This window comes from Phenylobacterium sp. P4_E10 (assembly GCF_056401675.1).
The window spans coordinates 17,234-43,804 of record NZ_JBFUIW010000025.1; the positions used below are offsets into that span (position 1 = coordinate 17,234).

A 26,571-nucleotide genomic window follows, 5' to 3' on the forward strand; every position below is an offset into this window, starting at 1 on the left:
ACGAGCGCCGCGGCGGAACAAACCGCCGCGGCGCCCCTCAAGACGTGTCGATCGCTTAGGAAGCGGTGCCCGACAGTTCGCCTTCGATCTTGCCGAAAGCGGCCTTCAGACCGGTGCCCAGGGTGCCCATGACGGCGACCAGAACGACGGCGATGAGGGCGGCGATCAGGCCATACTCGATGGCGGTGGCGCCGGACTCGTCCTTCATGAAACGCGAAACGAACTTCGACATGTGCTCGATCTCCTTTGTTTGGCGAGCTGACTGTGAGGGATCAAACCCGAGTGGTCTGCTCGCCCCGAAACGCAGGATCAATTTCGCGCATCTCGCTTAATTGGCAGTAAACAGTCATGTATAAACGCTTGGTAACCCATGGTTTACTTGAGTTTACTATAAACTATCATTAACCATGCAGGTCAAAACCGCTGGAAATCGCGGATTCGACATTATGATTCTCACGTACACGAGGCCCGAAAATTCAGGCTTTGTTGACCATTCCAACCGAACCTTGGCTGACGGAATTTTATTCGGACCTCGCCATGCGCCGCTCGCTGTCAATCATGATCGCCGCTCTGGCCCTCTCCGGAGGGTCCGCTCAGGCCGCTGCGCCGCCGCTGGTCGTGCCCATCGACCAGAGCGCGGCGGTGTCGCTGCCGCGTGGAACCCGCGACGTGCTGATCGGCAACCCGGCGATCGCCGATGTCAGCGTGCTGGACATCAGCAAGGCGGTGGTGGTCGGCCGCGGCTATGGCGTGACCAACCTGATCGTCATCGACCAGCTGGGCCGCACGGTGTTGGAGCGCCAGGTGGTGGTCTCCGCCCCCAACGCGGGACGGGTCTCGGTGATCCGCGGCGGCAAGGTCGACGACTATGCCTGCGCCGGCGGCTGCGAGCGGGCCGCGACCGACACCGCGGCCGCCAAGCCGTAAGCTTCCGTTAGGCATCCCCCTAAACCAGCGGTTAGCCAGACTTTCTTATTGTTCCCGGGCACCTAACGGGGACGCCATGACGGGGCTCGCTTCCAGACCTCTGCAGCTGATCCGCCGCTTTGCTCGCGAGAGCCGCGGCGCGACAGCCGTCGAGTTCGCCTTCATCAGCATTCCATTGATGATGCTGATGTTCGGCGTGCTTGAGCTGTGCATGATCCTGTTGGTCTCGGCCACGCTCGACATGGCCACCGACTTCGCCGCCCGCAACATCCGCACCGGGGTGTTCCAGAAGAGCGGCGGGGCGACCAAGGTCGATTTCGAGAAGATGGTCTGTCGCAACATGAACTGGCTGGAGTCGATGTGCAAAATCGACGCCCAGGGCGTGAACCCCGGCAAGCTGTACGTCGAGACCGAGACCTTCGCCAACTTCACGAGCGCCGGCGCCCTGCCCGCCCGCCCCGCCGATGATGTCTTCGACCCGCTGAAGACCTCATGGTGCCCGGGCAACCCGGAAGACATCGTGGTGGTGCGGACCTATTTCAAATGGCCGATCGTCACCCCGCTGCTGAAGCCGCTGTTTGAGAACTACGCCGGCGGCCGGCTGGTGACCACGACGCGTCTGTTCCGCAACGAGCCCTTCGACCCTTCCCTGCAGAAGAGGGGGAACTCGACCTCATGCTAAGACAAGTGACCCGCGATGAACGCGGCGCCGCGGCCGTCGAATTCGCCTTCGTCGTGCCGATCATGCTGCTGCTCTACTACGGCATGGTCGAGTCGACCCAGGCGCTGCTGGTGAACCGCCGGGCCAGCGCCCTGACCACCGCGGTCGGCGACCTGGTGACCCAGGCGACACAGGTGAGCGCCTCCGACGTGGACAACATCTTCGACGCCAGCACCGCGGTGATGAAGCCGTTTCCCACCAGCGGCCTGGCGATCCGGGTGACCAGCATCACGATGAACGGCTCAGGCGTGCCCAGCTCGGCCTGGACCCGGGCGCGCGGGACGATCCCGACCACCGACCTGAATACGGTCGACGCGAGCATGAAGGTCGCCAACTCGGCCATCCTGCGGGCCGAGACGATCTACACCTTCCGCACGCCGTTCCAGAAGATGCTGCCGGGGACCTTCACGTTCCGGCACAAGATGGACCTGCGCCCGCGCGGCGGGGTGGCGATCACCCTGCTCTGACCTCAGCCGCCAGCCGCGCGACCAGGGCGGCGTCTGCGAGGTCGAAGCCGTCGAGCGAACGGACCGGACGCACGCCGATCAGGCTGTTGGTCAGGAACACCGCGTCGGCGCGCGCCAGCTCGGCAGGACCGGCGCGCAGTTCCGCCACCTCCGCGCCAAGCCCGCGCGCCGTCGCGATCACCCGCGCGCGCATCGTGCCGGCCAGCACGCCGCAGTCGAGGCTGGGCGTGAACAGCCGCCCGCCCCACAGCCAGAAGACGTTGGCCGCCGCGGCGCAGGCGACGTCGCCGTGGGCGTTGAGCATCAGGGCCTCGTCCACCCCCGCCTCTCGCGCCTGCGCCCTGGCCAGCACGTTGTCGAGATAGGCGAGCGTCTTCAGCCGCGAGGCCGGCGAGTGCTCGTTGCGGCGGATGGTGCTGGTGACGAGAGCCGCGGCGTCCCGCGGCGCGGGCGCCGGCGCGGCGGTGGCGAACATCCGCACCTGGGGCGCGTCGGGACGGTCGAGTCCGCGCCCGCCGGAGCCGGCGGTGAGGGTCAGACGCACCGCCGCACGAGGCGCGTCCAGCCCGGCGAGCGCCTGGATCATCAGCCGCTCGGCCTCGGCGCGATCGAGCCGCGGCAGGCCGAGCACAGCGCAGCCGGCGCTCATTCGATCGAGGTGCGCGTCGACGCCCACCGGCGCGCCGTTCACGGCCAGCACCGTCTCGAACAGCCCATCGCCGAGCAGCAGGCCGCGGTCGTCAGCAGGTATCATCAGTCGGACTCCGTCAGGGCGCGGGCGATGGCGGCGATCTTGGCCTCGGTCTCCAGGCGTTCGGCGTGCGGATCGCTGTCGGCGACGATGCCCGCTCCGGCCCGCGCCTCGACCCGCCAGCCGCCGGCCGCCTCCACGCAGGCGACCGTGCGGATCAGCACGCTGGAATCGAAGCCGCCGTCGAAGCCGGCCCAGAACAGCGAGCCGCAGTACGGACCGCGCGGGCTCTCCAGCCCGGCGATCACCTTCATGGCCTGAACCTTGGGTGCGCCGGTGATCGAGCCCGGCGGAAAGGCGGCGTGCAACAGGTCGAGCGCGGTGCGTCCCTCCGCCAGCCGCCCGGTGACAGTGGACACCAGATGGTGGACGTTGGCGAAACTCTCCAGGGCGAACAGCTCGGGGACCTTGACGCTCCCAGGCGCGCAGACGCGGGCCAGGTCGTTGCGCATCAGGTCGACGATCATCAGGTTCTCGGCCCGATCCTTCTCGCTGGCCAGCAGGTCGGCTGCCAGCGCCGCATCCTCGCCGCCCGTGCAGCCCCGCGGGCGGGTGCCCTTGATCGGACGGGTCTGGGCCTGGCCGCCGCCCACGGCGATGAACCGCTCCGGCGAATTTGAGACCAGGGCCAGGCCCGGCAGCCGCAGGTAGGCCGCGAACGGGGCGGCGCTGGTTTCGACCAGCCGCGCCAGCAGGTCGAACGGGGTCGCGCCCTCGGTCAGCCGCGCGGACCAGACGCGGGCGATGTTGGCCTGGAAGATCTCGCCGGCGTGGATGCGGCCCACGACCTGCGCGACCGCCGCCTCGTAGGCCGCTGGATCGGAGGCGAAGAGCGGCCGGGCGAGCGGGCCGCGGAGGCGGGGCGCCGGCTTCTCGGCGAGCCAGTCCAGGGCCTCGGCGGCGCGCTGTTCGGCGGCGGCGGGGTCGACGCCGCGGCCAATGGCGAGGATGCGCCGCTCGACATGATCGAAGGCCAGCAGGCTGAGGTAGCGCGCAGCGGCGAGGTCGGGCCAGTCGGGCTGGCGCGCCAGGCCCAGACGCTCGACCCGGTCGCCCAGCTCATAGGCGGCTAGGCCGATCACCCCACCCTGGAACGGCGGCCCCTGCCCCGCCTGTGGCGAGACCGACCCCAGCAGATCGACCAGTCCCGCAAAGGCGTCGGCCGGATCGTCTCCGCCGGCGGTCAGCACTTGGTCGGGGCGGCGGGCGACATAGGACCAGCGTCCACGTTCACCGCCGCCGCCGGAGAGCAGGCCCACGGCCCAGGGCTCGCCCGCGAAGCCGCCGAGGACCTCAATCGGGTCGCGCCAGTCCGCGGAACGCTGGGCGATGAACTGCATGGCCTGGGCCTTAGCCCTGGCGCAGCCCGAGGGGAAGTCAGATGCGGCGGCCGCCTCCGCGCACGAACAGCAGGCCGACGAAGCCGATGGCGAGCAGCAGGGTGACGGTAGCGAAGCCGCCCTGCTGGCTGTGGGTGGCCTTGGTGCCCCAGTTGACCATCATCGGGCCGAGCCAACCGGTGGCGACGCCCGACAGCGCATAGACGCCGAAGAAGGCTCCGGTCTGGTCGGGCGGGGTGATGCGCGTCAGCATGGTGCGGCTGGAGGCGTACTGAGCGGTGATGAAGATGGCGTTGGAGAACCCGATCAGGATGAAGATCCACTCCGGCAGGGTGCGGAACACCGGGCCGTCCCACATCGGCGGATGGGCGGCCGGGTCGAAGGTCCAGAAATAGAGGATACGATCGGGGGCCATGCCGAGCATGGCGATGATGCCGACCAGCGACATGAAGATCGCCAACCGCACCGCGCCCTTGGGACCGAGGCCGGCGTCAAGCCAGCGGCCGACGAAGCCGCCGAGCACGGCGAGGATCGAGAGGATGATGCCGTAGATCAGCATCTCCAGCGCGCCCCACTTCATCACGCCGATGGCGTAGAGCCCGGCGTAGATCAGGATGGCGTTCATGCCGTCGACATAGAACATGCGGCTGACCAGGAAGATCGCGGCGTCCTTGTAGCCGCGCACGGTGGCGATCATCCGCACCAGCTGGCTCGCGCCGTTGCGGAAAGCGCTCAGCATCGGGATGCCGGTCTTGGGCGCGTCGGGCGTGAATAGGAACAGCGGCAAGGCTCCGAGCGCGAAGATGCCGGCGGCCAGCAGAGCGACCACCCGCTCCGGCTCATGGGCGGCGGGGTCGAGACCGAACAGCGGCGTCTTCGGAACCCAGGACCAGTCGACCTTGCCCGGCAGGGCGAAGGCCCAGGCGGTGAAGGCCAGGGCCAGAACCGACACCAGGTTACCGAGCGCCAGGGCCAGGCCGGAAGCCTTGTGCGCCCCCGACAAACCGGCGGCGCGGACCAGCAGCGAGTTGTGCAGGACCTCGCTGAACGAGAACAGCAGGCCGATAGAGGTGGTCAGCAGCAGCACCATGGTGACGCTGAGCCCCGCCCCATCCGGCTTGGCCCACCAGAGCGCGGCCATCATCGGGACCATCAGGCCGACGACCAGGGCCAGCCAGCGCTTGCGCGGCCCGAGCTGGTCGATGGAGGCGCCGAGCAGGGGGGCGGTCAGCATCACCGCCCAGCCGGCGTACTGGCTCCACTGGGAGATGATCTCCTGGCCGCGAACCGGGTCGCCGACCATCACGCCCGCCACATAGGGCATGAAGATGTAGATGGTGATCAGGACGACGTAGGGATTACGCGCGCCCTCGAAGAGCGCCCAGGAGACCCCGCCCCTGGTCAGGCGGCCGTCGCCCATCACCTCGGCATCAATGGGCAGATCGGCGACGGCGCCCGATCCGCTGGCTTCCACGCTGCTCACGAGGCGGTCTCCCCTGGCGACCGCTCGAACGGCGGACTTGGGAGGAGGTTACGCCCTTGCGAGGCGATGGGGAGGGGAAAGTTCGGCCTGTGCTTCAGCTCGGTCGGACGCCCCCTCACCCCTACCCTCTCCCCCACGGGGGAGAGGGGATCGAACCGCGCTAGGCGAGCTTGCCTTCGGCCGCGGCGAGGGCGGCGGGGCCGTCGGCCTTGAAGCCCTGGGCGGCGAGAGCTTCGGCCAGCGCGTTGAGGCAGAGGCGCACGTGCCAGGGGGTGGCCGAGGCGCCCATCAGGCCGATGCGCCAGACCTTGCCCTTCAGCGGGCCGAGGCCGGCGCCGATCTCCAGATCCCATTTGGCCAGGACGTAGGCGCGGACTGCGGCCTCATCGACACCGTCCGGCACGATCACCGCGTTGAGCTGCGGCAGCCGGTCCTTGGCGTCGACCAGGAACTTCAGTCCCATGGCCTCGATGCCGGCGGCCAGCGCCTCGTGGGTGCGGGCGTGGCGGACCAGCACCGCCTGCTGGCCTTCCTCGAACAGGGCGACCAGGCTTTCGTGTAGGCCGTAGAGGGCGTTGATCGGCGCGGTGTGGTGGTAGGTGCGGCCGCCATCGCCGCCCCAGTAGCTCATCAGCAGATTGAAGTCGCAGAGCCAGTTGCGGACCTTGGTCTTACGGCCGGTTATGGCTTCCTGGGCGCGCTTCGACAGCGCGATGGGCGACAGGCCAGGAGGCGCCGACAGGCACTTCTGAGTGCCCGAATAGACGGCGTCGGCGTCCCAGGCGGCGACGTCGACGGTGATGCCGCCGAGCGAGGTCACGCAGTCGACGATCGACAGCGCGCCGTGCTTGCGGGCCAGGCCGCAGAGTGTGGCCGCATCGCTGCGCGCGCCGGTCGAGGTTTCTGCGTGGACGAAGGCGAAGACCTTGGCCGGCGTGGCCTTGAGGGCTTCCTCGACCACCGCCGGGTCGACCGGTTTGCCCCATTCGAACTCGAGCTTCACCACCTCGGCGCCGGCGCGGTCGGCCATGTCGGCCATGCGGCCGCCGAAGGCGCCGTTGATGGCGATCACCGCCCGGTCGCCCGGCTCCAGCAGGTTCATGATCGCCGCTTCCATGCCGGCGGTGCCGGGCGCGGGCAGCGGGACGCAGGCGTGGTCGGGGGCGTTGAACAGGCGGGCGAGGGCCGACTTGATCTCCTCCATCAGCTCCTGGAACTGCGGATCCAGGTGGCCGATGGTCGGACGCGCCAGGGCCGAGAGCACGCGGGGGCTGACGTCGGAGGGGCCCGGGCCCATCAGGATGCGCCGCGGCGGCTGGAAGCTCTGCATGTGGTCGTCCCCGTAAATCTGGCCCGTAATTTGATTGCGGGGACGCTTAGGGGATGGCGGGCAGGATGTCAGCCCATCGCACACCAAGTTGCTCCCCCGCTGGGGGAGCGGTCAGCCGAATGGCTGACTGAGGGGGACAGCGGACTCGGTAGTCCCCCTCCGTCTCGCCGCTATGCGTCGAGCCACCTCCCCCAGCGGGGGAGGAGTTGTTGAGCCTACCCCAAGATCCGCTGTTCGATCCGGGCGCGCAGGGCCGTGTCCACACCCAGCACTTCTTCCAGATAGGCGTCGACGCCGCCATGCTGGTCTTCCATCACCTTGAAGGCCTCGGCCAGGAACGCCTCGTTGACGCTGACCGCCTGGCGCAGGGCCGCGTCGTCGAGCACGCGGCCGGTGAGCTCGGTGATCCAGGGGCCAAGGAATCCGATCTTCTTGGCCATCCGGGTCTCGTCATTGGTGGCGAGATAATCGGCCATGGTGTCGTCGCGGTGGACGCCGGCGATGTGATGGGTCAGGGCGCAGATCATGCCGGTGCGGTCCTTGCCGGCCGCGCAGTGCACAACCAGGGCGCCGTCGGCCTCCGCCAGGGTCTGGAAGTAGCGGCGGAACAGATCGACGTGCCGCGGCTCGTGCGGGGCGCGATGGTAGTAGCCGAGACTGTCCTCGTAGAACCAGCCCGCGTCGATCCGCTCGGCGGTGGTCAGGGCCTCGGCCCAGTCGGCGTAGGTGCCGTCGATATCGTTCTCGATCACCTGGCCCGCGAAGCCTTCCCAGCGGCGGGACGGCTCGCGCTCGCGCTCCCGGCGGCGGCGCAGGTCGACGATCACCGAGACGCCCAGGTCCCGCAACTTGGCGAGATCCTCGTCGGTGGCGTAGGCGTGGTTGGCCGACCGGAACAGCCGGCCGTTCTGCAGGCGGCGGCCCGACGCGGTGGCGTAGCCGCCGAAGTCGCGGAAGTTCTCGATGCCGTCGAAATTGATCTTCGTCATGGCCCGGATTTAGCCATTTCGCGGGGAATTTGCGAGCCCCCAGGGGCGCCGCAAAGGGCGCCCCGGAGCCTCCGCCCTACCTGAACGGCGGTTCGTCGAAGCTGCGGAGCTTGCGCGAATGCAGCTTGGGCCCCTCCTCGCGCAGCAGATCCATGGTGGCGATGCCGATCTGCAGGTGCTGGCCGATGGCGCGTTCGTAGAAGGCGTTGGCCTGGCCCGGCAGCTTGATCTCGCCGTGCAGCGGCTTGTCCGACACGCAGAGCAAGGTCCCGTACGGCACACGGAACCGGTAGCCCTGGGCGGCGATGGTGGCGCTTTCCATGTCGATGGCCACGGCCCGCGACTGGTTGAACCGCAGCGACGAGGACGAGAAGCGGAGCTCCCAGTTGCGGTCGTCGGTGGTGACCACCGTACCGGTGCGCAGGCGGCGCTTGAGCAATTCGCCGCTCTCGCCGGTGACCATCTCGGCCGCGCGGCCCATGGCGACTTGGATCTCGGCGATCGGCGGGATCGGAATCTCCGGCGGCAACACGTCGTCCAGCACATGGTCGTCGCGCAGATAGGCGTGAGCCAGGACGTAGTCGCCGATGGTCTGCGAGCCGCGCAGACCGCCGCAGTGGCCGATCATCAGCCAGGCCTGCGGACGCAGCACCGCCAGGTGATCGGTGATGGTCTTGGCGTTGGAGGGGCCAACGCCGATGTTGACCAGGGTCAGGCCGCGCCGGCCCTTGGCCATCAGGTGATAGGCCGGCATCTGGTGGCGCCGCCAGGCGCCGTCGGCCACCACCTGCTCCGGGTTCTCGGTGTCGGCTGTGACCAGCACTCGGCCGGCGGCCGAGAGGGCGTCGAAGCGCCCCGCCTTGATCTGCTCGCAGCCCCAGCGGACGAACTCGTCCACATAGCGGTGGTAGTTGGTGAACAGGATGAAGGGCTGCACGTGCTCGGCCGGCGTACCGGTGTAGTGGGCCAGCCGCGCCAGCGAGAAGTCGGTGCGCAAGCCGTCGAACAGGGCCAGCGGCCGGGTCGGCTCCAGGCCGGCGTTCCAGAAGCCGTCGGCGATCTCATCGCCGATGTGGGCGAGCTCGGTGGTCGGAAAGTGGCGGGCGATCTCGGAGGAACCGACATCGGCCATGGCCAGGTCGACCGCGCCGTCCAGCACGTAAGGGAACGGCATTTCCTGGTTCGAGCGGGCGACTTCGATCGTGACGTCGAAGTCGGTCATCAGCAGGCTGATCTGTTCGGTCAGGTACTCGCGATAGAGATCCGGCCGCGTGATGGTGACGCTGTAGTCTCCAGGCTGCGACAGGCGCGCATAGGCCCGCGACAAGCGCGGATAGCTGTGGCCGGAAGGCCAGGTCAGGCGCAATTCAGGATAGCAGAAAATTCCCTGGCTCCGGAGGGCCGGATCCGGCGGTGTTCCGCGCTCCAGGAAGGTCTTCAAGGCGCTCCGCAGAGCTTCGACGGTCGCCTGATATTCTTCACTAAGCCGCTCGACGATGGCGGCTGCTTTTTCTTCGTTGAACATGGGTCAGTTTAGCCTGCTCCTGCGAAGGTTGCGAGACGTCTGAGCCCCATTTTTGCAATGCTATGGACGAACCGGCCTGTTGTCGGCCACAAGGTCGCCCTCAGTACTTCCGCCAGGGCCCCGCCATGAACAGACTTTTCACCGCCTTCATCGTGGGAGCCATGGTGCTCGGCGTGCTGGTCGGCTGGGGCGTGAACCAAGGCCTGAGCCCCGAGCAGGCCAAGTCGGTCGCCGAAAACCTGACCATCATCACCGACGTCTTCCTGCGGCTGATCAAGATGATCATCGCCCCGCTGGTGTTCTCGACCCTGGTGGCGGGCATCGCGCACATGGAGGACGCCGCCTCGATCGGCCGGGTCGGGATCAAGACCATGGGCTGGTTCATCACCGCCTCCATCGTCTCGCTGACCATCGGCCTGTTCATGGTGCACCTGATCCAGCCGGGCGTCGGAATGGGCCTGGTGGCCGACCCCGCCGGCGCGGCCGGGGCGGTGGACGCCACCAAGCTGACCCTGAAGGAATTCGTCACCCACCTTGTGCCGAAGTCGATCGTCGAGGCCATGGCCAACAACGAGATCCTGCAGATCGTGGTGTTCTCGGTGTTCGTCGGCACCGCGGTGTCGTCGATCGACGACAAGGCGCCGGCGGTGCTGGCCCTGGTCGACCAGATCGCCACCATCATGCTGAAGGTCACCGGCTATGTGATGAAGACCGCGCCGCTGGCGATCTTCGCCGCCCTCGCCGCCACCATCTCGACCCAGGGCCTGGGGGTGCTGGTCGACTACGCCAAGTTCGTGCTGGGCTTCTACGCCTCGCTGGGCGTGCTCTGGGCGCTGCTCTGCGCCGCGGTGCTGCTGATCGTCGGCAAGCGGGCGCTGAAGCTGCTGGGCGCGATCCGTTCGCCGGCCTTGCTGGCCTTCGCCACCGCCTCGTCTGAAGCGGCCTATCCGCGGACCCTGGAGGAGCTGCAGAAGTTCGGCCTGTCGCGCCGCATCGCCAGCTTCGTGCTGCCGCTGGGCTATTCGTTCAACCTCGACGGCTCGATGATGTACTGCACCTTCGCGGTGCTGTTCATCGCCCAGGCCTACGGCATCGAACTGTCGGTCGGCCAGCAGATCACCATGCTGCTGCTGCTGATGGTCACCTCCAAGGGCATGGCCGGGGTGCCCCGCGCCTCGCTGGTGGTGATCGCCGCCACCCTCACCTATTTCAACCTGCCCGAAGCCGGCCTGCTGCTGATCCTCGGCGTCGACCACCTGTTGGACATGGGCCGCTCGGCCACCAACGTGCTCGGCAATTCCGTGGCCGCGGCCGTGGTCGCCAAGTGGGAAGGCCAGATCGAGGAGCCGGTCGAGGACGGGGCCGAACCGGCTAAGGCCTGATGAGGAGATGCTCCCCCGCTGGGGGAGCTGTCCGCCGAACGGCGGACCGAGGGGGACTTTGACGCCCGCTTCCTGAAGGCGGGCTCCCTCCGTCTCGGCGCGTTCGCGCCGATCCACCTCCCCCAGGAGGGGAGGATCAGAATGTCCAGACCGCTACTCTTCCGGTCGCCCGTTAACGGACGATTCCGTCCTTTCCGCTACTACGCGCAACGTCGATACGGGAGCGCGGGGGCAGCGGGCATGAAGGGCATCGTCTTCACGGAGTTCCTGGAATTCGTCGAGGACCAGATGGGCCCCGACATGGTCGACACGATCATCGACGACTGCCAGCTCTCGACCGGCGGGGCCTACACCGCGGTCGGCACCTACCCGTTCTCCGAGCTGCGCGATCTGCTGATGGCCCTGGTCGCGCGCTCGGGCGCCGATCCGGCCGGGCTGTTGCGCGGGTTCGGCCAGAAACTCTGCACCACCTTCACGGCAGGCTATGGCCAGTACTTCGACGCCGCCAAGTCGCTGTTCGACTTCCTGGCCTCGATCGACGACCACATCCACGTCGAAGTCCGCAAACTCTATCCGGACGCCGAGCTCCCCTCGATGCGGATCGCCGAGCGCTCGGCCGACCGGCTGCTGCTGGACTATCGCTCGGAGCGCGGACTGGAGGCCCTGGCCGAGGGACTGATCCAGGCCACCTCCGACTACTACCGCGAACCCGTGGCGGTCTCGTCGTCCAAGATGGTCGACGCCGCCGGCGAGTTCGTCCGCTTCACCATCGACCGCAAAGCCGCCTGAGGCCGACGTGGATCCGGAGATGATAGACGCGGCGACAGTCGCGCGGCGGATCGAGCGGGAGAGGCGCGCCAGGCGCGAAGCCGAGGCCCTGCTCGAGACCAAGGCCCTGGAGCTGTTCCAGACCAACCACGAGCTGCGCCGGGTGTACGAAACCCTGGCCGGCCGGGTGGACGAGCTGGAGGCCGAGCGGGCGCTGACCATGCACCTGGCCCGCACCGACGGGCTGACCGGCCTGCTGAACCGCGGGGCCTTCACCTCCGCCCTAGTCGAGCGGCTGGACGAAGCTCAGGCCACCGGCGAGGCCATGGCGCTGTTCGTCATCGACCTGGACCGCTTCAAGCACCTGAACGACAGCCTCGGCCACCATGCCGGCGACCTGCTGCTGAACGAGATCGGCCGGCGACTACAATCCGACGCGCGGCCCGGCGACGTGGTCGCGCGGCTCGGCGGCGACGAATTCGCGGTGATCGCCAGCGGCGCGGACGTGCGCCAGCGGGCCGCGGCCCTCACCCAGCTGCTGACCCTGACCCACACCATCTATGGACGGGCGATCGCGCCCGGCGCCTCGGTCGGGGTGGCGGTCTATCCGCACGACGCCACCGACGCCGCCGACCTGCAGCGTTTCGCCGACATGGCGCTCTATCGGGCCAAGGCGGCTGGCGGCAGCCGCTGGTCGGCCTTCGACGACGACCTGCGCCAGGCCAGCGAGGCGCGCCACAGCCTGGAGACCGAGCTGCGCCGGGCGATCCCGGCCGGCGACATCGTGCCCTGGTTCCAGCCGGTGGTGAACGCCTCCGACGGTCGGATGATCGCCGCAGAGGTGCTGGCCCGCTGGAACCACGTTGAGCGCGGCATGATCCCGCCGGGGGTCTTCGTGCCGCTGGCCGAGGAACTGGGCCTGATCGGCGAGCTGGACGGGGCGATCTTCCAGAGCGCCTGCCAGCAGGCCTCGCCCTGGGTCACCGAAGGCTTGATCGACACCATCTCGTGCAACGTCTCGCAGCGCGAGCTGCTGGACCCGGCCTTCTCGCGCAAGCTGATCAGCCGGCTGGCCGACACCGACCTTCCGGCCACCGCCTTGACGGTTGAGATCACCGAGACGTTCCTGGTGCACGACATCGCGCTTGCACGCCGCCACATCGAGCGGCTGGCGTCGCGCGGGGTGCGCATCGCCCTGGACGACTTCGGCACCGGCTATTCCAACCTGCGCGCCCTGCTGCAGCTGCCGATCCATACGGTGAAGCTGGACCAGTCGCTGATCGGCGGGGTCGGACGCGACCCGCGCACCTCGAAGCTGGTGCGAGCAATGCTGGGCGCGGCCAAGTCGCTGGATATCCGTATCGTCGCAGAGGGCGTCGAGGACGAGGCCCAGGCCATCTTCCTGCGCGCCGCCGGATGCGACCGGATGCAGGGCTACCTGTTCGCCCGCCCGATGCCCGGCGACCAGTGCGAAGCGCTGCTGCGCGACCAGGCGGCCGGCGCCGGGGCCGAGACCGACCGCATCATGGCGGCGGCCGCGACCCTTCGCGCCAACGCGTTCTAAGCCAGGCTGGGGACTACCTGCGGGTCGGCCTCGGCGGCGTAGTCGACGCCTTGCAGGCCAAAGCCGAAGATCTTCAGGAAGTCGCTGCGGAAGCCCGCAAGATCGCCGAGCTCAGGCAAGGTCTGCGTGCTGATCAGCTCCCATCGGCGATTCACCTCGGCCTGGACCGGCTCGGACAATTCCCAATCGTCGAGGCGGACGCGTCCGGCCTCGTCGAGCGCCGGGGACGGCAACACGGTGCGGAACAGGCGGTCGATCTGCTCGATGCAGCCCTCGTGCAGGCCCATCTCCTTCATCACCTTGAACAGCACCACGCCGTAGAGCGGCACCACCGGGATGGCCGAGCTGGCCTGGGTGACCACCGCCTTCAGCGAGACCACGCGGGCGGCGTCCGGGCCGAGCCGGCCGCGGATGGCGGCGGCGGCGCGATCGACGTCCTCCTTGGCCTTGCCGAGCGTCGCGTGCCAGTAGATCGGCCAGGTCAGCTGCGAGCCGATATAGGTGTAGTCGAGGGTCCGGAAGCCGTCGGCCAGCAGGCCGGCCTGCGCCAGGGCGTCGATCCACATCTCCCAGTCCTCGCCGCCCATGACGGCGATGGTGGCGGCGGTTTCTTCGGCCGTGGCGGGGGCGAGCTCGGTGTCGAACACCTCGCCCTTGTCGGTGTTGAGCGTCTTGACGCGGACCGGTTCGCCCAGCGGCTTGATGGCCGAGCGGTGGGTCACGCCGGTGCGCGGATCGGTGCGGACCGGAGCGGCCATGCTGTAGACCAGCATGTCGATCTGGCCGAGCTCTTCACGGACGGCTGCGACCACCTTGGCCTTCATCTCGTCGGAGAAGGCGTCGCCGTCGAGGGTGACAGCCTTGCGGCCCGCGGCCCTGGCCTCCGCCTCGAAGGCTCGGTTGTTGTACCAGCCGGCGCTGGCGGTCTTGGTCTCGGTCGGCTCCTTCTCGAACGAGACGCCCACCGTGTCGGCCCCGCCGCCGAACGTGGTGACAATGCGCGAGGCCAGGCCGTATCCGGCCGAGCAGCCCAGCACCAGGACCCGTTTGGGTGCGTTCTCGATCGGCGGCTGGCCGGTCACATAGGCCACCTGTTGGCGGACGTTCATCGCGCACCCGACGGGATGGGCGGTGGTGCAGATGAAGCCGCGGATACGGGGTTCAATGATCAAGTCGCAGTTCCTGTCCGGCGAAGGGGCGAGCGCTAGGCGCGGGCCCTGAATATCCTGCAAGCGCGGCCGGACGCCAGACCCGCTTGCGAACCGACCCGGGCCGCCCCCATATCCAGCCCCATGCAGAACCATCTTCGCACCTTCATGCTGCTGGCGGCCCTGACCGCCCTGTTCGTCGGCATCGGCTATCTGATCGGCGGAGCCGCAGGCATGGCGATCGCCCTGGCCCTGGCCGTGGCGATGAACTTCTTCAGCTACTGGAACTCCGACAAGATCGTGCTGCGGATGTACGGCGCGCGCGAGGTCGACCCGTCGACCGCCGAGCCGCTGCTGCGCAATTACGTCATCGACGTCTACGAGCTGGCTGACCGCGCGAACCTGCCGCGGCCGAAGGTCTACGTGATGGAGACCGAGCAGCCGAACGCCTTCGCCACCGGCCGCAACCCCGAGCACGCCGCCGTGGCCGCCACCGTCGGCCTGCTGCGGATGCTGGACCGACGCGAGATCCGCGGGGTGATGGCGCACGAGCTGGCGCACGTGAAGAACCGCGATACCCTGACCATGACCATCACCGCGACCATCGCCGGGGCGATCTCGTCACTTGCGAACTTCGCGCTGTTCTTCGGCGGCAACGACCGCGAACGCCCGGGCGGGATCATCGGGACCATCGCCCTGATGGTGCTGGCCCCGATGGCGGCCGCCCTGGTGCAGATGGCGATCAGCCGTGGCCGCGAGTACGAGGCCGACAAGCATGGCGCCGAGATCAGCGGCGATCCCGAAGCCCTGGCCAGCGCGCTGCAGAAGATCGAGGCCTACGCCCACGGCATCGTCAACGTCACCGCCGAGCGCAATCCCGCCACCGGACAGATGTTCATCATCAACCCGCTGAACGGCCACGGAGCCGACAATCTGTTCTCGACCCACCCGGCCACCGCCAACCGCGTGGCGGCGCTGATGAAGCTGCGGGCCGGCCCGCCGATGGGCGGCTCGCCGATCGTCAGCGGCGGTCGCCGCGCCGCCACCGCGGTGCCGACCACCGATCGGCCGCGTTCAGGGCCCTGGAACAGCTGAGGCTAAGGAACGCTACTGGGTTGCGACGGCAAGCGCCGGGGCCCACTCTTTCCTGACCGGCCCGTATCGAGGCCGGGCGGGAAGGAAGCGGACATGCCTGACGACAACGCCTTCGCGCGCGCCGCCGAGATCGAGGCCAGCCTCGAACTTCTGGCCGAGCGCGATATCGATCCGACCGCTCGGGTCTATGCGCGGATGTTCGAACTGCACCCGCAGATGGAGCCTTACTTCTGGCGCGACACCGATGGGGCGATCCGCGGCGAGATGTTGTCGCGCACCTTTTCCGCCATCCTCGATTTCGTCGGCGAGCGCCGCTACGCCGATCACATGATCGGGACCGAGATGGTCACCCACGAGGGCTATGACGTGCCCCGCGAGGTGTTCTCCACCTTCTTCGCCATCGTGCGCGACGCCCTGCGCGACCTGCTGGGCGCGGACTGGTCGCCCGCCTTCGAAAGCGCCTGGAACGAGATGCTGGCCGAAATCGAGGTGTTCGCGCAACGCACGCCGCACACCGCCGCCGTTAGCGACTTCCACGCCGCGCGCGTGGAGAAGTTCCAGCGCGGCGAGGCCATCAACTGAGGCGCCCGGCGCCGCCGGCAACAGCCAAGCTCGGCTCCTAATCGGCCATTTCCCGGCCGCAAATCGGCCCAGGTCGCCCCGGACACAAGGGGCGCACGGCGGGTCGCGGGCCATCTCCTGCAACATGATTCGGATCGCGACCGCTCGGTTGCGACCAGCCTGCGGCCTGGCCGCCGCGGGCGTGGCGAGCGCTTGAGTTGGGAGGGAGTTTCCACGGTCCATGGCTGATCTGCGCGCCTCCCAGAGTTCCGTTCCGGCGACCGCATCGGGCGAGGATTCGCTCCTGCCGCCGATCACGCTCCGTGGACGGACGTTCATGGCGTTGATCGTCGCGCCCGAGTACCCGATGGCCGACTGGTTCGCCGCGCTGGACCAACAGATGCGCGGGGCGGCCGGGTTCTTCATCGATCGCCCGATCGTCGCCAACCTCGCCGCGACCCTGGAGACCGGCGGTCCCGAGGCGGTGCACATCGTGCTGGAGGGCCTGGAAGCCCGCGACCTACGGCTGATCGGGGTCGAGGGCGTCGCCGCACCGCTGCTGGCCGGCACCCGCTGGGAGCGCCTCCCCAAGACCCTCCATGGGCGAGCCCAGACCTTGGAGGCGTGGACCGCCCTGGCCCCGGCCGACACGCCCGCTGAACCCCCACCCGCCGCCGGCTCGCTGCTGATCGACCGGCCGGTGCGCTCGGGGCAATCGATCCTGTTCGAGGACGGCGACATCACCATCATCGGCGCGGTCGCCTCGGGGGCGGAGGTGATCGCCGGCGGCTCGATCCACGTCTACGGCCCGCTTCGCGGCCGGGCGATCGCCGGGCTGCGGACCGGCTCAGCGGCGCGGATTTTCTGCAGCAGGCTGGAGGCCGAGCTGGTCGGGGTCGATCGGCTCTACCGGACCGCGGAGCATTGGGGCGATGCGCTGCACGGCCGCGCCGTCCAGGTCATGTGCGACCGAGGTTCGCTGCGGCTGGCCGCTTTGGCCTGAGGGGCGACGAGTAGAAAGAGTGGATCACATGTCCAAGGTAATGGTCGTCACGTCAGGCAAGGGAGGAGTCGGCAAGACCACCTCCTCGGCGTCGCTCGGGGCGGCGCTGGCCCAGGCCGGGCAAAGCGTGGCGGTGGTCGATTTCGATGTCGGCCTGCGCAATCTCGACCTGGTGATGGGAGCCGAGCGCCGGGTGGTGTTCGACCTGGTCAACGTGGTGCAGGGCGACGCCAAGCTGCCGCAGGCCCTGATCCGCGACAAGCGGCTGGAGACCTTGCATCTGCTGCCAGCCTCGCAGACCCGCGACAAGGACGCCCTGACCGAGGAGGGCGTGGCGCGGGTGATCGACGAACTGCGCGAGCGCTTCGACTGGGTGATCTGCGACAGTCCCGCGGGAATCGAGAAGGGCGCGCTACTGGCCATGCGGTTCGCCGACCTGGCGGTGGTGGTGACCAATCCCGAGGTCTCGTCAGTGCGCGACTCCGACCGCATCATCGGCATGCTCGACTCCAAGACCATGCGGGCCGAGACCGGCGAGCGGCTGGAGAAGCAATTGCTGCTGACCCGCTACGATCCGGCGCGCGCCGCCCGCAACGAGATGATGAAGGTCGAGGATGTTCTGGAGATCCTGGCGATCCCGCTGCTGGGCATCGTCGGGGAGAGCCCGGACGTGCTGACCGCTTCCAATGTCGGCTCGCCGGTCACCCTGCACAATCCGAGTTCGCCGGCGGCCCGGGCCTATACCGAGGCGGCGCGGCGGCTGCTGGGGGAAGACGTGGCGGTCAGCCCGCCGCAGACCAAGCGCGGCCTGATGAGCCGGCTGTTCGGCAGAAAGGCGGCGGTCGCGTGAGCTTTCTCAACTTCTTCAACCGCAACCGCACCGCCCCGGTGGCGCGCGACCGGCTGCAGGTGCTGCTGGCGCACGAGCGGGCCCTGGCCGGTCGGCCGGACCTGGCCGCCGTGCTGCAGGAGGAAATCCTGGCGGTGATCGCCAAGCACATCCCGATCAGCCGCGACAAGGTCAACGTCAAGCTCGACCGTCAGGACCAGGTCTCGACCCTGGAGATCGATATCGAGATGCCGCAGGAAATCTTGGGACGCTCCTAGCGTCCCTTGAACTCCGGCTTGCGCTTTTCCAGGAAGGCGCGGCGGGCTTCCTTGCCGTCCTCGCTGCCGAAGGCGCGCCCGATGTTGGAGACCTCGTAGCGCAGCTGCTGCTCCATATCGATCGACTCGTAGGACTTCACGATGCCGCGCTTGAGCAGCCGCAGGGTGATCGGCGACCACTCGCAGAGCTGGGCGCAATACTCGGCCAGCCGCGCCTCGAACCCGGCGTCGGCGACCACCTCGCCGGCCATGCCCCAGTCGACCGCCTCCTGGCCGACGAGGGTGCGGTTCTCCATCATGAAGCGCATGGCGCGCTCATAGCCCATCGCCTGCGGCAGGGTGATGGTCAGGCCGGCGTCCGGCGAGCCGCCGATCCGGGTGTAGCCGGCCATTAGCCGCGCGCTGGAGGCGATCAGGCGCACGTCGGTGGCCATGGCCAGGCCCAGGCCCGCCCCCACCGCCACGCCGTTGATCCCGCCGACCACCGGCTTGTCGCAGCGCTTGCGGATCGCCAGGACGAACTGACCGACCCAGCTGATGTCGTCGAGCTGGGCGGTCATGCCGCCGGCCGGATGGAAGGGCTCTGCGCCCGAGAGGTCGAGCCCGGCGCAGAAGGCGTCGCCGGCCCCGGTGATCGCCACCACCCAGACATTGTCGTCGCGGGCCGCCTCGTCCACCGCGGCCACCACGCCCCAGGCCAGTTGCTGGCTGAGCGCGTTCTTCTTCTCCGGACGGTTCAGGCGGATGGTGCGGACGTGGCCGGCGTCGGACACCTCGACGAGCTTACCCATGGCGTTTCCCCTCGTTCTTGCGTTGATGGCACAATGGACGCGGGGAGAGGTGGTGGCCAGACCGGAGGGAGCCGCGATGATCAGGCGCTGCGCGACACCGACACCCGGCGGGTCGACGGGGTGATGCGCGACGGGCTGCACGTCGAGGCGGTGAGGATCCGCCAATTGCTCCCCCAGTGGGGGAGGATCTATTCGAGCCGCATGCCCGGCTTCCATCCGCTAGCGGCGAGGAAGGCCTTGGCGTCGCTGACTTCCAGGATCTCGCGCAGGGCGCGACGCTTGTCGGTCGCGTTTGCGTAGTAGGCCTTGGCGATCCGGTAGCCGACCCAGTAGCCGAGGTCGCCCGGCTCGCCCGGCTTGCTGTTGTAGAGCCAGGCCGAAAGGTCGGTCTTGTCTTGGTCGGCCTGGAAGGCCGTCTCGATCTGCGCCTCGCGGCCCGCGACCAGCGGCGCGAGGTGCGAGTAGGCGACCTCGCCGGCGATCAGCTCGGTGGCGAATTCGGCCGCGCCCTCGACCAGCGACGCCTCCAGCACGGTCGGGTTTTGCTTCTCGGTCAGGACCGGCGACTGCTGAACGTGGATGAATTCGTGCGCCAGCACGTAGACGAAGCGGTCCTCGATGTCGGGATTGAGGAAGTCGGCGGCGCAAAGTGCCTCCAGCCCGATCTGCATGCCCGTCACAGGACTGCCGACGCCGACCGGCTTTCCGCGGCCGACCGCGATCGTCACTGCGGGAAACCGCGCCAGCGGATAGAGCTCCGCGAGCTTGGCCAGCGAGATCTGCAAGCGGCCTCGCGCGGCGAGCAGCACCTCGGCGCAGCGCCGGCCCTCGACATAGATCTGCGGACGCGCGGCGACAGCCTCCGCGATCCGCGCCCCGGTGGTGTTGCGCAGCCGGGCGAAGGTCTTCAGCCCGTCCGATCCCGCGTCGAGATAGTCGTGCTGAAGCTGCTCGGGGGTCGGCTTGCCGCCGGCGGCGTCATAGATCGTATAGAAACGGGCGACGTCGCCGATCTCGATGACCGGGACCGGGGCCGACTGGGCAAACGCCGCGCCAGAAGCGCAGGCGAGCGCCAGCCCCAGGAGAAGACGACGAAACATGCGTGGCGCGTGGACCCAGCCCTACTCCGCCGGCTCGTTGCGCTTGGCGAGCATGTTGTCGAACGACGACCAGACGCCGTCGGCGCCTTGCCATTGGCCCTTGGTCGCGGCCTTGGAGTACTCGGTCGAGCGGGCTTCGAAGAAGTTGGCGTGCTCGACGCCCGACAGCATCGACTGCAGCCAGGGCAACGGGTTTTCCTTCACGCCGTAGACTTCCGGCAGCTGCAGCTGGCGCAGGCGCCAGTCGGCGATGAAGCGGATGTAGGACTTGATGTCGTCCGGGGTCATGCCCTGGATCTCGCCGGCGTTGAAAGCCAGGTCGATGAAGGCATCTTCCAGACCGACCACGGTCTTGCAGCAATCGATGATGTCGTCGCCGACGCTCTTGGTGACCGCGCCGGTCTCCTTGTTGAACGCGTGGTAGAGCTTGATGATGCCTTCGCAGTGCAGGCTCTCGTCGCGCACCGACCAGGAGACGATCTGGCCCATGCCCTTCATCTTGTTGTGGCGCGGGAAGTTCAGCAGCATCGCGAAGCTGGCGAACAGCTGCAGGCCCTCGGTGAAGCCGCCGAACATGGCCAAGGTGCGGGCGATGTCGGCGTTCGAGTCGACGCCGAACTTCTGCATGTAGTCGTGCTTGTCCCGCATCTCCTGGTAATCCAGGAACGCCGTGAACTCGCTATCGGGCATGCCGATCGTTTCGAGCAGCAGGGCGTAGGCCGCGATGTGGATCGTCTCCATGTTGGAGAAGGAGGCCAGCATCATCTTCACCTCGGTCGGTTTGAAGACGCGGCTGTAGCGTTCCATATAGTTGTCGTTCACCTCGACGTCCGATTGAGTGAAGAACCGGAAGATCTGGGTGAGGAGGTTGCGCTCCTTATCGTTGAGCTTGGCCGCCCAGTCCTTGAGGTCTTCGCCCAGCGGCACCTCTTCGGGCATCCAATGGACCTGCTGCTGCTTCTTCCAGAAGTCGTAGGCCCACGGATAGCGGAACGGCTTGTAGGCGTAGGACGGAGTAAGCAGGCCAGGCAGGGCGGACGTCGCGGTCACGGTTGCGGCTTTCGAATCTGGTCGGAGACGTTAACGGCCGAAGTTAGCCACCGATCCACGACAACATCTAGCGGCGAAGTGAAGCGCTGCCCCAAGATGTTGTGAACAGCACGGGGATGAATCATGAGCGAGCCATGGACGCTGTTCAGCGCACGGGGGTCAGGAGCGGTGGCCGTGGAGGCGGCGCTGACCCTCGCCGGCCAGCCCTATCGGCTGATTGACTCCTACACCTGGGACAAGGACGACCCCGAGAGCGGCGACAAGGTGCTGGCGGCCAATCCGATGCGCCAGGTGCCGACCCTGGTGCTGCCGGGCGGCCAGGCGATCACTGAGAGCGCCGCGATCCTGATCTGGCTGGCCGAGCAGTTCCCGGACGCGCGGCTGGCCCCGCAACCCGGCGCGGACAAACGGGCCCCGTTCCTGCGCTGGATGAGTTTCGTCTCCAGCGCCATCTATTCGCTCTACTGGGTGAAGGACGATCCGTCGCGGCTGGTCCCCGATCCCGCCGGCCACGAGGCGTTGACCGAACGCACCTTGGAGCGGATCGCCGAATGCTGGCGGATCATGGGGGCCCAGGTCTCGCCGGGCCGCTACCTGCTGGGCGACCAGCTCAGCGTGCTGGACCTCTATGTCGCTGTGGTCTCGCGGTTCAGACCGCGCCGCAGGCGGTTTTATCGCGAAGCGCCGAACATGGCCGATGTGGTGCGCCGCATCGACGAGGACCCGCGACTGCACGGCCTGTGGGCTGAGCGGATGGGCTTCGACCAGGGTTGGGAAGGGTGAGGCATCAAGTTGCTCCCCTTCTGGGGGAGATGTCAGCCCCATGGCTGACTGAGGGGGATCTTGCTCCGCAGCCCTCGGTCTCGCCGCTCAGCGGCGATCCACCTCCCCCGGCGGGGGAGGAATTGAAGGATCATTCCTTCGGCTTGATCGAGAAGGTGAAGGCGACGACCGAGTCGTCCACCGTCTCCTGGCCGAACACCATGTGCTCGCCCTTCACCTCGCGGTGGATGTAGCCCAGCGAGGTCTGCATCGCGCCCTTGCGGTAGGCCACGCCGACATGGGCGTCGCCGATCAGGGCGCTGGAAGCGTCCGTCGACCAACCGTCGCGGTTCCAGCTGTTGCCGCTGCGCAGCACGTTCAGTCCGACCGCTCGGCCGCTGGCGGCGGCGAACAGGTACCAGCGGCCCTTGTCGCCGTAGGAAGCGCCGTCGCGCACGCCCAGGTCGCTCAGGCTGTTTTCCAGCGTCTCCTCGCGCTTCTGGGCGACGGTGAGGGTCGCGCCCGCCTCGGCTTGGCCGCCACTGTTGGAGACCCCCAGCCCAGTGTGCGGGGTGACGTCGACGTCGAGGTGGCCGGCGTCGAAGCGCACCGGGGCCCAGTCGCGAGTGACCGCGATCTCGTAGGCGTCGGCGTCGAACTGGGCGCGGGGATCGATATTCTGCGGCAGGCCGCTGGGCGTGCGCATGGCGCCGCCCAGGCTGAGGCGGACCTGGTTGCTGGCGCCGGTGTCGCTCTTGCCGAGCTTGAAGGTGCTGGTCGTCCACCGCACCGGACTGCCGTCGGCGGCGAACTGCTCATGCTCGATGAGGTTGGAGAAGTCGTCGCCCTGCACCTTTGGGGCGTAGTTTTGCGCGAAGGCGGCGTCCTTCAGGCTCGTAGCCTTTGCCGACCCTGGCGTTACAGTCTGCGCAGCAACTTGCGTCGCGGCGCCGACACCCAAGGCGATGGCCACCCCAGCCAACGGCCTCATAGCGAACCTCCCTGCCGCATCGTTGAGCGTGCGGCTCAACAAGCATCCTTCCATGATGATGAAATGACGCCAACGGTAAATCCGTTCCTCTTTCGAGGCTCACATGGGGGTTACACCTTAGGTGGCCGTCAGGCGGGCGCGGACCTGCTTCAAATCGAGACAAAACAACGGGTTTGCCTACATTTTGCGCGCCCCGACTTCGCGCCGGGCCCAACGAAAAGAGGCGACCCAACGGCCGCCTCCAAGTCCTTCCGGATTATCGCGCGGCGCGTCCCCGACCGAAGAATCGGCGCGGGGACGTCCGGGCCTGACCGCCTACTGGCAGGCCAGGCATTCCTCGTAGTCGGTGCGCTCGGACGGGGCGTCGATGATCACCGCCGCGCCTTCGCCGCCAGCGTGGGCCGCGCGCTGCACTGACTTGGAGCGCAGGTAGTAGAGCGACTTGCAGCCGCGTTCCCAGGCCTGCCAGTGCAGCATGTGCAGATCCCACTTATCGACGTCGCCCGGCAGGAATACGTTGACCGACTGCGACTGGCAGATGTCCGGGGTGCGGTCGGCGGCCAGCTCGATGACCCAGCGCTGATCCAGTTCGAAGGCGGTCTTGTAGACGTCCTTCTCGTCCTGGCTGAGGAAGTCGAGGTGCTGGACCGAGCCTTCGTTCTCCAGGATCGAGTCCCAGACCCCGGCCGTGTTCTTGCCCTTCTCGTCGAGCACGCGCTCCAGGTAGGGGTTCCTGACGGCGAACGAGCCGGACAGGGTCTTGTGTGTGTAGATGTTGGCCGGGATCGGCTCGATGCCCGCCGAGGTGCCGCCGCAGATGATCGAGATCGAGGCGGTCGGGGCGATGGCCAGCTTGTGGCTGAACCGCTCCATGACGCCCTTCTCGGCCGCGTCCGGGCAAGCGCCGCGTTCGGCGGCCAGGGTGCGTGAGGCCGCGTCGCACTGGCGGCGCAGGTGCTTGAACAGGCGCATGTTCCAGCTCTTGGCCAGGGCGCTCTCGAACGGCACGTTCTGCATCTGCAGGAACGAGTGGAAGCCCATGAGGCCCAGGCCCACCGAACGCTCGCGCTGGGCGGCGTAGACGGCGTTCTTCATGTCGGCCGGCGCGTTGCGGATGAAGTCCTCAAGCACGTTGTCGAGGAAGCGCATCACGTCCTCGATGAAGGTCGGGTGGTCGCGCCACTCCATGAACTTCTCGGCGTTGACCGAGGACAGGCAGCAGACCGCGGTCCGCTCGTGGCCCAGATGGTCGGCGCCGGTGTGGAGCATAATCTCCGAGCACAGGTTCGACTGGCGCACCGACAGACCGAGGTCGCGCTGATGCTGCGGCATCGAGCGGTTCACGGTGTCGGAGAAGATCAGGTAGGGCTCGCCGGTCTGCAGCCGGATCTCGAGGATCTTCTGCCACAGCGAGCGGGCGTCGACCTCGCGCAGGACTTCCTGATCCTTCGGCGAGCGCAGGCCGAACATGGCGCCTTCGCGGACGGCTTCCATGAACTCGTCGGTGATGTTGATGCCGTGGTGCAGGTTCAGGGACTTGCGGTTGAAGTCGCCCGACGGCTTACGGATCTCGAGGAACTCCTCGATCTCCGGGTGGTGGATGTCGAGATAGACAGCGGCCGACCCGCGGCGCAGCGAGCCTTGGCTGATCGCCAGGGTCAGCGAGTCCATCACGCGGATGAAGGGGATGATGCCGCTGGTCTGGCCCGCGCCCTTGACCTTTTCGCCGATGGAGCGGACGCCGCCCCAGTAGGTGCCGATGCCGCCGCCGTTGGAGGCCAGGGCGACGTTTTCGTTCCAGACGCTCTGGATGCCTTCCAGCGAGTCGCCGACGGCGTTCAGGAAGCAGGAGATCGGCAGGCCGCGACCGGCGCCGCCATTGGAGAGCACGGGGGTGGCCGGCATGAACCAGAGGTTCGAGATGTAGTCGTAGACGCGCTGGGCGTGCTCGGCGTCGTCGGCGTAGGCCGTGGCCACCCGGGCGAACATGTCCTGGTAGCTCTCGCCCGCCAGCAGGTAGCGGTCCTCAAGGGTGGTCTTGCCGAACTCGGTCAGCAGCGCGTCGCGCGACCGGTCCACCTCGACCTTGCGGACCAGCTGCAGCTGGGGCCGCTCGACCCGCTCCGGGGCCGTCTGCGTCGCTTCCGAAACCGTCCGCATCACCGCTTCGCCGCTGCTCATGCCCCAAAACCCATAACTATCAGATGCTTTGCCTCCGGGACACCGCCCGGCCGTCGTCACCGCTATATCTAGTGGCTGCCCCGCCCCCGATACGCTTCATATGGGGCCACGAAGGCTAATGACTCGTCAACGGGTCCGAGCGGTCATCCCCACGAGAATTTCGTTAACACCTCATTTACCTTTGCCGCCGGGGCCTTGCGGGCATGAGTTTTCCACAGGCGCTCCGCGGCCGGACAAGGGACGCGTTCACGCGCATGTGAAAGCTGGGGGCGGAACAATCGCGAGTCGTTCTCACTTGCCCACCTTCCCCCACCAACCTATCCACACGCCGTCACTGGGGAGTAGCCGCCCGTAGCTCCAGCGGGGAATGCGTCAACAAACTTGCCGAAAGGCATGGCGCATTCGGCATTTGCTTGGCGAGACCTTTGGCTTTCGTGCGTCGGTCCATGCGGGGTCGGCGGCGCGGAAAGCCATTGGTATGCCTCGACCCCGCCCGGACGCCCGTTCCCAATGGAAGCTCTGCTCGTCTCCACCGGCCTCGTGGCCATCGCCGAGATCGGTGACAAGACTCAACTGCTGGCCATGCTGCTGGCCGCCCGGTTCCGAAAACCGATCCCCATAATCCTAGGCATCTTGGTCGCCACCATCGCCAACCATGCGCTGGCCGCCTGGATCGGCATGGCCGCGGGCGAATTCCTGCAGGGGCCGTGGATGAAGTGGCTGCTGGGCCTGGCGTTCATCGGCTTTGCCGGCTGGGCGCTGATTCCCGACAAGTTCGACGACAGCGACCGCCCCAAGGATCGGGCCGGGGTGTTCCTGACGACGCTGGTCGCCTTCTTTCTGGTGGAGATGGGCGACAAGACCCAGGTGGCCACCGTCGCCCTGGCCGCCAAGTTCCAGCAGGTGCTGCTGGTCGCCGCCGGCACCACGCTGGGCATGATGATCGCCAACGTCCCGGCCGTGCTGCTGGGCGAGGCCGCGGCCACCCGCCTGCCGCTGAAGTACATCCGCTGGGCGGCGGCTGGGCTGTTCGCGGCGATCGGCGTCTGGATCCTGATCGCCGGCTAGCCGACCTGCGGCGGCCCTAAGGCTCGCCCCAAAGCAAAAGAGCCCGGCCTTTCGGCCGGGCTCTCCGCTAGTTCGGCTGATCGCCGAGATCGACTTAGAAGTTGATGTCGATCGTCGAACGGCGGTTCAGCGGTTCCTTCACGCCGTCAGCAGTCGGGACGGCGAGTTGGGTTTCACCCTTGAAGTCGACCTGCAGCGTTTGCTGGCCAACACCCAGACCAACCAGCGCGTCGGCCACGGCCTTCGCACGGCGTTCCGACAGACGCATGTTGTACTCGGCCGAACCCGACGTATCGGTGTGGCCGACCACGATCACGCGAGTGGCGTTGCCGCTGGTCGAGTAGGTCGCAGCTTCCTGCACCACCGTCTGGGCTTCCGGCGTCAGCACGTACTGATCGAACGGGAAGTAGACGATGAATTGCTTGGCCTCATACGCCGGCGGAGGCGGCGGCGGGGGAGGCGGAGGC

At 67.8% G+C, this 26,571-nt stretch carries 27 protein-coding genes and 1 riboswitch; of the genes, 13 read left to right on the forward strand and 14 right to left on the reverse strand.

What is annotated here, in order from left to right; genetic code table 11:
- Positions 1–55: 55 nt before the first annotated feature.
- The gene (locus AC1DQJ_RS20130) at positions 56–232 is read right to left on the reverse strand and encodes a Flp family type IVb pilin (protein ID WP_477606621.1); all 177 of its coding nucleotides are present in this window, start codon (positions 230–232) and stop codon (positions 56–58) included.
- A gap of 305 nt (positions 233–537) precedes the next feature.
- Between AC1DQJ_RS20130 and AC1DQJ_RS20135 the strand changes: the two genes are divergently transcribed.
- The 3 genes from AC1DQJ_RS20135 to AC1DQJ_RS20145 all read left to right on the forward strand — a co-directional run bounded on the left by AC1DQJ_RS20135 (position 538) and on the right by AC1DQJ_RS20145 (position 2,115).
- Positions 538–927: a pilus assembly protein N-terminal domain-containing protein gene (locus AC1DQJ_RS20135; RefSeq protein ID WP_477606623.1), complete on the forward strand. Its 390-nt coding sequence runs from the start codon at positions 538–540 to the stop codon at positions 925–927.
- 76 nt (positions 928–1,003) lie between these two features.
- Positions 1,004–1,609 carry a TadE/TadG family type IV pilus assembly protein gene (locus AC1DQJ_RS20140; protein WP_477606625.1) on the forward strand — a complete coding sequence of 202 codons (606 nt, stop codon included), beginning with the start codon at positions 1,004–1,006 and terminating at the stop codon, positions 1,607–1,609.
- Complete coding sequence (locus tag AC1DQJ_RS20145) at positions 1,603–2,115, forward strand: TadE/TadG family type IV pilus assembly protein (protein WP_477606627.1); 513 nt, start codon at positions 1,603–1,605, stop codon at positions 2,113–2,115. The genes AC1DQJ_RS20140 and AC1DQJ_RS20145 overlap by 7 nt, the downstream gene beginning before the upstream one ends.
- Here the strand turns inward: AC1DQJ_RS20145 and AC1DQJ_RS20150 are convergent.
- The 6 genes from AC1DQJ_RS20150 to AC1DQJ_RS20175 all read right to left on the reverse strand — a co-directional run bounded on the left by AC1DQJ_RS20150 (position 2,102) and on the right by AC1DQJ_RS20175 (position 9,533).
- On the reverse strand, positions 2,102–2,869 hold the full coding sequence (locus AC1DQJ_RS20150; RefSeq protein ID WP_477606629.1) for an aminotransferase class IV: 768 nt from the start codon (positions 2,867–2,869) through the stop codon (positions 2,102–2,104). The two genes, AC1DQJ_RS20145 and AC1DQJ_RS20150, sit on opposite strands and share 14 nt — an antisense overlap.
- Positions 2,869–4,206 (reverse strand): anthranilate synthase component I family protein, encoded by a 1,338-nt coding sequence (locus AC1DQJ_RS20155; RefSeq protein WP_477606631.1) that lies wholly within the window; start codon positions 4,204–4,206, stop codon positions 2,869–2,871. The genes AC1DQJ_RS20150 and AC1DQJ_RS20155 overlap by 1 nt, the downstream gene beginning before the upstream one ends.
- Before the next feature lie 37 nt (positions 4,207–4,243).
- Positions 4,244–5,689 (reverse strand): MFS transporter, encoded by a 1,446-nt coding sequence (locus AC1DQJ_RS20160; protein ID WP_477606633.1) that lies wholly within the window; start codon positions 5,687–5,689, stop codon positions 4,244–4,246.
- A gap of 160 nt (positions 5,690–5,849) precedes the next feature.
- Positions 5,850–7,019: a pyridoxal-phosphate-dependent aminotransferase family protein gene (locus AC1DQJ_RS20165; RefSeq protein ID WP_477606635.1), complete on the reverse strand. Its 1,170-nt coding sequence runs from the start codon at positions 7,017–7,019 to the stop codon at positions 5,850–5,852.
- 215 nt (positions 7,020–7,234) lie between these two features.
- Complete coding sequence (locus AC1DQJ_RS20170; protein ID WP_477606637.1) at positions 7,235–8,008, reverse strand: tyrosine-protein phosphatase; 774 nt, start codon at positions 8,006–8,008, stop codon at positions 7,235–7,237.
- Positions 8,009–8,084: 76 nt separating this feature from the next.
- Positions 8,085–9,533 carry an AMP nucleosidase gene (locus AC1DQJ_RS20175; protein WP_477606639.1) on the reverse strand — a complete coding sequence of 483 codons (1,449 nt, stop codon included), beginning with the start codon at positions 9,531–9,533 and terminating at the stop codon, positions 8,085–8,087.
- A gap of 125 nt (positions 9,534–9,658) precedes the next feature.
- Here AC1DQJ_RS20175 and AC1DQJ_RS20180 point away from each other — a divergent pair, with 125 nt between their 5' ends.
- The 3 genes from AC1DQJ_RS20180 (at position 9,659) to AC1DQJ_RS20190 (ending at position 13,247) form a co-directional block, all read left to right on the forward strand.
- Entirely contained in the window at positions 9,659–10,915 is a 1,257-nt protein-coding gene (locus tag AC1DQJ_RS20180) for a dicarboxylate/amino acid:cation symporter (protein WP_477606641.1), read from the forward strand.
- A gap of 240 nt (positions 10,916–11,155) precedes the next feature.
- On the forward strand, positions 11,156–11,704 hold the full coding sequence (locus AC1DQJ_RS20185; protein ID WP_477606643.1) for a heme NO-binding domain-containing protein: 549 nt from the start codon (positions 11,156–11,158) through the stop codon (positions 11,702–11,704).
- A gap of 7 nt (positions 11,705–11,711) precedes the next feature.
- Entirely contained in the window at positions 11,712–13,247 is a 1,536-nt protein-coding gene (locus tag AC1DQJ_RS20190) for a putative bifunctional diguanylate cyclase/phosphodiesterase (RefSeq protein WP_477606645.1), read from the forward strand.
- Here the strand turns inward: AC1DQJ_RS20190 and fabV are convergent.
- Entirely contained in the window at positions 13,244–14,419 is a 1,176-nt protein-coding gene (gene fabV / locus AC1DQJ_RS20195) for an enoyl-ACP reductase FabV (RefSeq protein ID WP_477606647.1), read from the reverse strand. The two genes, AC1DQJ_RS20190 and fabV, sit on opposite strands and share 4 nt — an antisense overlap.
- Before the next feature lie 120 nt (positions 14,420–14,539).
- On the opposite strand from fabV, the gene htpX reads away from it, so the two are divergent.
- The 5 genes from htpX to minE all read left to right on the forward strand — a co-directional run bounded on the left by htpX (position 14,540) and on the right by minE (position 18,161).
- Positions 14,540–15,490 carry a zinc metalloprotease HtpX gene (gene htpX / locus AC1DQJ_RS20200; RefSeq protein ID WP_477606649.1) on the forward strand — a complete coding sequence of 317 codons (951 nt, stop codon included), beginning with the start codon at positions 14,540–14,542 and terminating at the stop codon, positions 15,488–15,490.
- Between the two features lie 93 nt (positions 15,491–15,583).
- Positions 15,584–16,072, forward strand: coding sequence for a globin domain-containing protein (locus AC1DQJ_RS20205; protein WP_477606651.1), 489 nt, complete (start codon positions 15,584–15,586; stop codon positions 16,070–16,072).
- Between the two features lie 316 nt (positions 16,073–16,388).
- Complete coding sequence (gene minC, locus AC1DQJ_RS20210; RefSeq protein ID WP_477606653.1) at positions 16,389–17,054, forward strand: septum site-determining protein MinC; 666 nt, start codon at positions 16,389–16,391, stop codon at positions 17,052–17,054.
- Between the two features lie 28 nt (positions 17,055–17,082).
- On the forward strand, positions 17,083–17,904 hold the full coding sequence (gene minD / locus AC1DQJ_RS20215; protein WP_477606655.1) for a septum site-determining protein MinD: 822 nt from the start codon (positions 17,083–17,085) through the stop codon (positions 17,902–17,904).
- The gene (minE, locus tag AC1DQJ_RS20220; RefSeq protein ID WP_477606657.1) at positions 17,901–18,161 is read left to right on the forward strand and encodes a cell division topological specificity factor MinE; all 261 of its coding nucleotides are present in this window, start codon (positions 17,901–17,903) and stop codon (positions 18,159–18,161) included. The genes minD and minE overlap by 4 nt, the downstream gene beginning before the upstream one ends.
- On the opposite strand, the gene AC1DQJ_RS20225 is transcribed toward minE, so the two are convergent.
- The 3 genes from AC1DQJ_RS20225 to AC1DQJ_RS20235 all read right to left on the reverse strand — a co-directional run bounded on the left by AC1DQJ_RS20225 (position 18,158) and on the right by AC1DQJ_RS20235 (position 21,102).
- Positions 18,158–18,952 carry an enoyl-CoA hydratase/isomerase family protein gene (locus AC1DQJ_RS20225; RefSeq protein ID WP_477606659.1) on the reverse strand — a complete coding sequence of 265 codons (795 nt, stop codon included), beginning with the start codon at positions 18,950–18,952 and terminating at the stop codon, positions 18,158–18,160. The genes minE and AC1DQJ_RS20225 overlap by 4 nt on opposite strands.
- 188 nt (positions 18,953–19,140) lie before the next feature.
- Positions 19,141–20,052, reverse strand: coding sequence for a DUF2268 domain-containing putative Zn-dependent protease (locus tag AC1DQJ_RS20230; RefSeq protein ID WP_477606661.1), 912 nt, complete (start codon positions 20,050–20,052; stop codon positions 19,141–19,143).
- A gap of 21 nt (positions 20,053–20,073) precedes the next feature.
- Entirely contained in the window at positions 20,074–21,102 is a 1,029-nt protein-coding gene (locus tag AC1DQJ_RS20235) for a ribonucleotide-diphosphate reductase subunit beta (protein ID WP_477606663.1), read from the reverse strand.
- Positions 21,103–21,225: 123 nt separating this feature from the next.
- On the opposite strand from AC1DQJ_RS20235, the gene AC1DQJ_RS20240 reads away from it, so the two are divergent.
- Positions 21,226–21,885 (forward strand): glutathione S-transferase family protein, encoded by a 660-nt coding sequence (locus tag AC1DQJ_RS20240; RefSeq protein WP_477606665.1) that lies wholly within the window; start codon positions 21,226–21,228, stop codon positions 21,883–21,885.
- 130 nt (positions 21,886–22,015) lie between these two features.
- On the opposite strand, the gene AC1DQJ_RS20245 is transcribed toward AC1DQJ_RS20240, so the two are convergent.
- Together AC1DQJ_RS20245 and AC1DQJ_RS20250 are read right to left on the reverse strand one after the other, a co-directional pair.
- On the reverse strand, positions 22,016–22,855 hold the full coding sequence (locus AC1DQJ_RS20245) for a lipid A-modifier LpxR family protein (protein WP_477606667.1): 840 nt from the start codon (positions 22,853–22,855) through the stop codon (positions 22,016–22,018).
- A 315-nt stretch (positions 22,856–23,170) separates the two neighbouring features.
- The gene (locus AC1DQJ_RS20250) at positions 23,171–25,036 is read right to left on the reverse strand and encodes a ribonucleoside-diphosphate reductase subunit alpha (protein ID WP_477606669.1); all 1,866 of its coding nucleotides are present in this window, start codon (positions 25,034–25,036) and stop codon (positions 23,171–23,173) included.
- Between the two features lie 324 nt (positions 25,037–25,360).
- A riboswitch (yybP-ykoY riboswitch) is annotated at positions 25,361–25,529 on the forward strand.
- A 17-nt stretch (positions 25,530–25,546) separates the two neighbouring features.
- On the opposite strand from AC1DQJ_RS20250, the gene AC1DQJ_RS20255 reads away from it, so the two are divergent.
- Positions 25,547–26,104, forward strand: a complete 558-nt coding sequence (locus tag AC1DQJ_RS20255) for a TMEM165/GDT1 family protein (RefSeq protein ID WP_477606671.1) — start codon at positions 25,547–25,549, stop codon at positions 26,102–26,104.
- Between the two features lie 94 nt (positions 26,105–26,198).
- On the opposite strand, the gene AC1DQJ_RS20260 is transcribed toward AC1DQJ_RS20255, so the two are convergent.
- Positions 26,199–26,571 (reverse strand): OmpA family protein (locus tag AC1DQJ_RS20260; protein ID WP_477606673.1); only part of this gene is annotated, 373 nt, incomplete at its 5' end.

What these genes read in the sequence shown, in the direction of transcription:
- AC1DQJ_RS20130 (WP_477606621.1), bottom strand. Translation starts at nt 232, where the DNA reads ATGTCGAAGTTCGTTTCGCGTTTCATGAAGGACGAGTCCGGCGCCACC.
- AC1DQJ_RS20135 (WP_477606623.1), top strand. Translation starts at nt 538, where the DNA reads ATGCGCCGCTCGCTGTCAATCATGATCGCCGCTCTGGCCCTCTCCGGA.
- AC1DQJ_RS20140 (WP_477606625.1), top strand. Translation starts at nt 1,004, where the DNA reads ATGACGGGGCTCGCTTCCAGACCTCTGCAGCTGATCCGCCGCTTTGCT.
- AC1DQJ_RS20145 (WP_477606627.1), top strand. Translation starts at nt 1,603, where the DNA reads ATGCTAAGACAAGTGACCCGCGATGAACGCGGCGCCGCGGCCGTCGAA.
- AC1DQJ_RS20150 (WP_477606629.1), bottom strand. Translation starts at nt 2,869, where the DNA reads ATGATACCTGCTGACGACCGCGGCCTGCTGCTCGGCGATGGGCTGTTC.
- AC1DQJ_RS20155 (WP_477606631.1), bottom strand. Translation starts at nt 4,206, where the DNA reads ATGCAGTTCATCGCCCAGCGTTCCGCGGACTGGCGCGACCCGATTGAG.
- AC1DQJ_RS20165 (WP_477606635.1), bottom strand. Translation starts at nt 7,019, where the DNA reads ATGCAGAGCTTCCAGCCGCCGCGGCGCATCCTGATGGGCCCGGGCCCC.
- AC1DQJ_RS20170 (WP_477606637.1), bottom strand. Translation starts at nt 8,008, where the DNA reads ATGACGAAGATCAATTTCGACGGCATCGAGAACTTCCGCGACTTCGGC.
- AC1DQJ_RS20175 (WP_477606639.1), bottom strand. Translation starts at nt 9,533, where the DNA reads ATGTTCAACGAAGAAAAAGCAGCCGCCATCGTCGAGCGGCTTAGTGAA.
- AC1DQJ_RS20180 (WP_477606641.1), top strand. Translation starts at nt 9,659, where the DNA reads ATGAACAGACTTTTCACCGCCTTCATCGTGGGAGCCATGGTGCTCGGC.
- AC1DQJ_RS20185 (WP_477606643.1), top strand. Translation starts at nt 11,156, where the DNA reads ATGAAGGGCATCGTCTTCACGGAGTTCCTGGAATTCGTCGAGGACCAG.
- htpX (WP_477606649.1), top strand. Translation starts at nt 14,540, where the DNA reads ATGCAGAACCATCTTCGCACCTTCATGCTGCTGGCGGCCCTGACCGCC.
- AC1DQJ_RS20205 (WP_477606651.1), top strand. Translation starts at nt 15,584, where the DNA reads ATGCCTGACGACAACGCCTTCGCGCGCGCCGCCGAGATCGAGGCCAGC.
- minC (WP_477606653.1), top strand. Translation starts at nt 16,389, where the DNA reads ATGGCGTTGATCGTCGCGCCCGAGTACCCGATGGCCGACTGGTTCGCC.
- minD (WP_477606655.1), top strand. Translation starts at nt 17,083, where the DNA reads ATGTCCAAGGTAATGGTCGTCACGTCAGGCAAGGGAGGAGTCGGCAAG.
- AC1DQJ_RS20225 (WP_477606659.1), bottom strand. Translation starts at nt 18,952, where the DNA reads ATGGGTAAGCTCGTCGAGGTGTCCGACGCCGGCCACGTCCGCACCATC.
- AC1DQJ_RS20230 (WP_477606661.1), bottom strand. Translation starts at nt 20,052, where the DNA reads ATGTTTCGTCGTCTTCTCCTGGGGCTGGCGCTCGCCTGCGCTTCTGGC.
- AC1DQJ_RS20240 (WP_477606665.1), top strand. Translation starts at nt 21,226, where the DNA reads ATGAGCGAGCCATGGACGCTGTTCAGCGCACGGGGGTCAGGAGCGGTG.
- AC1DQJ_RS20245 (WP_477606667.1), bottom strand. Translation starts at nt 22,855, where the DNA reads ATGAGGCCGTTGGCTGGGGTGGCCATCGCCTTGGGTGTCGGCGCCGCG.
- AC1DQJ_RS20250 (WP_477606669.1), bottom strand. Translation starts at nt 25,036, where the DNA reads ATGAGCAGCGGCGAAGCGGTGATGCGGACGGTTTCGGAAGCGACGCAG.
- AC1DQJ_RS20255 (WP_477606671.1), top strand. Translation starts at nt 25,547, where the DNA reads ATGGAAGCTCTGCTCGTCTCCACCGGCCTCGTGGCCATCGCCGAGATC.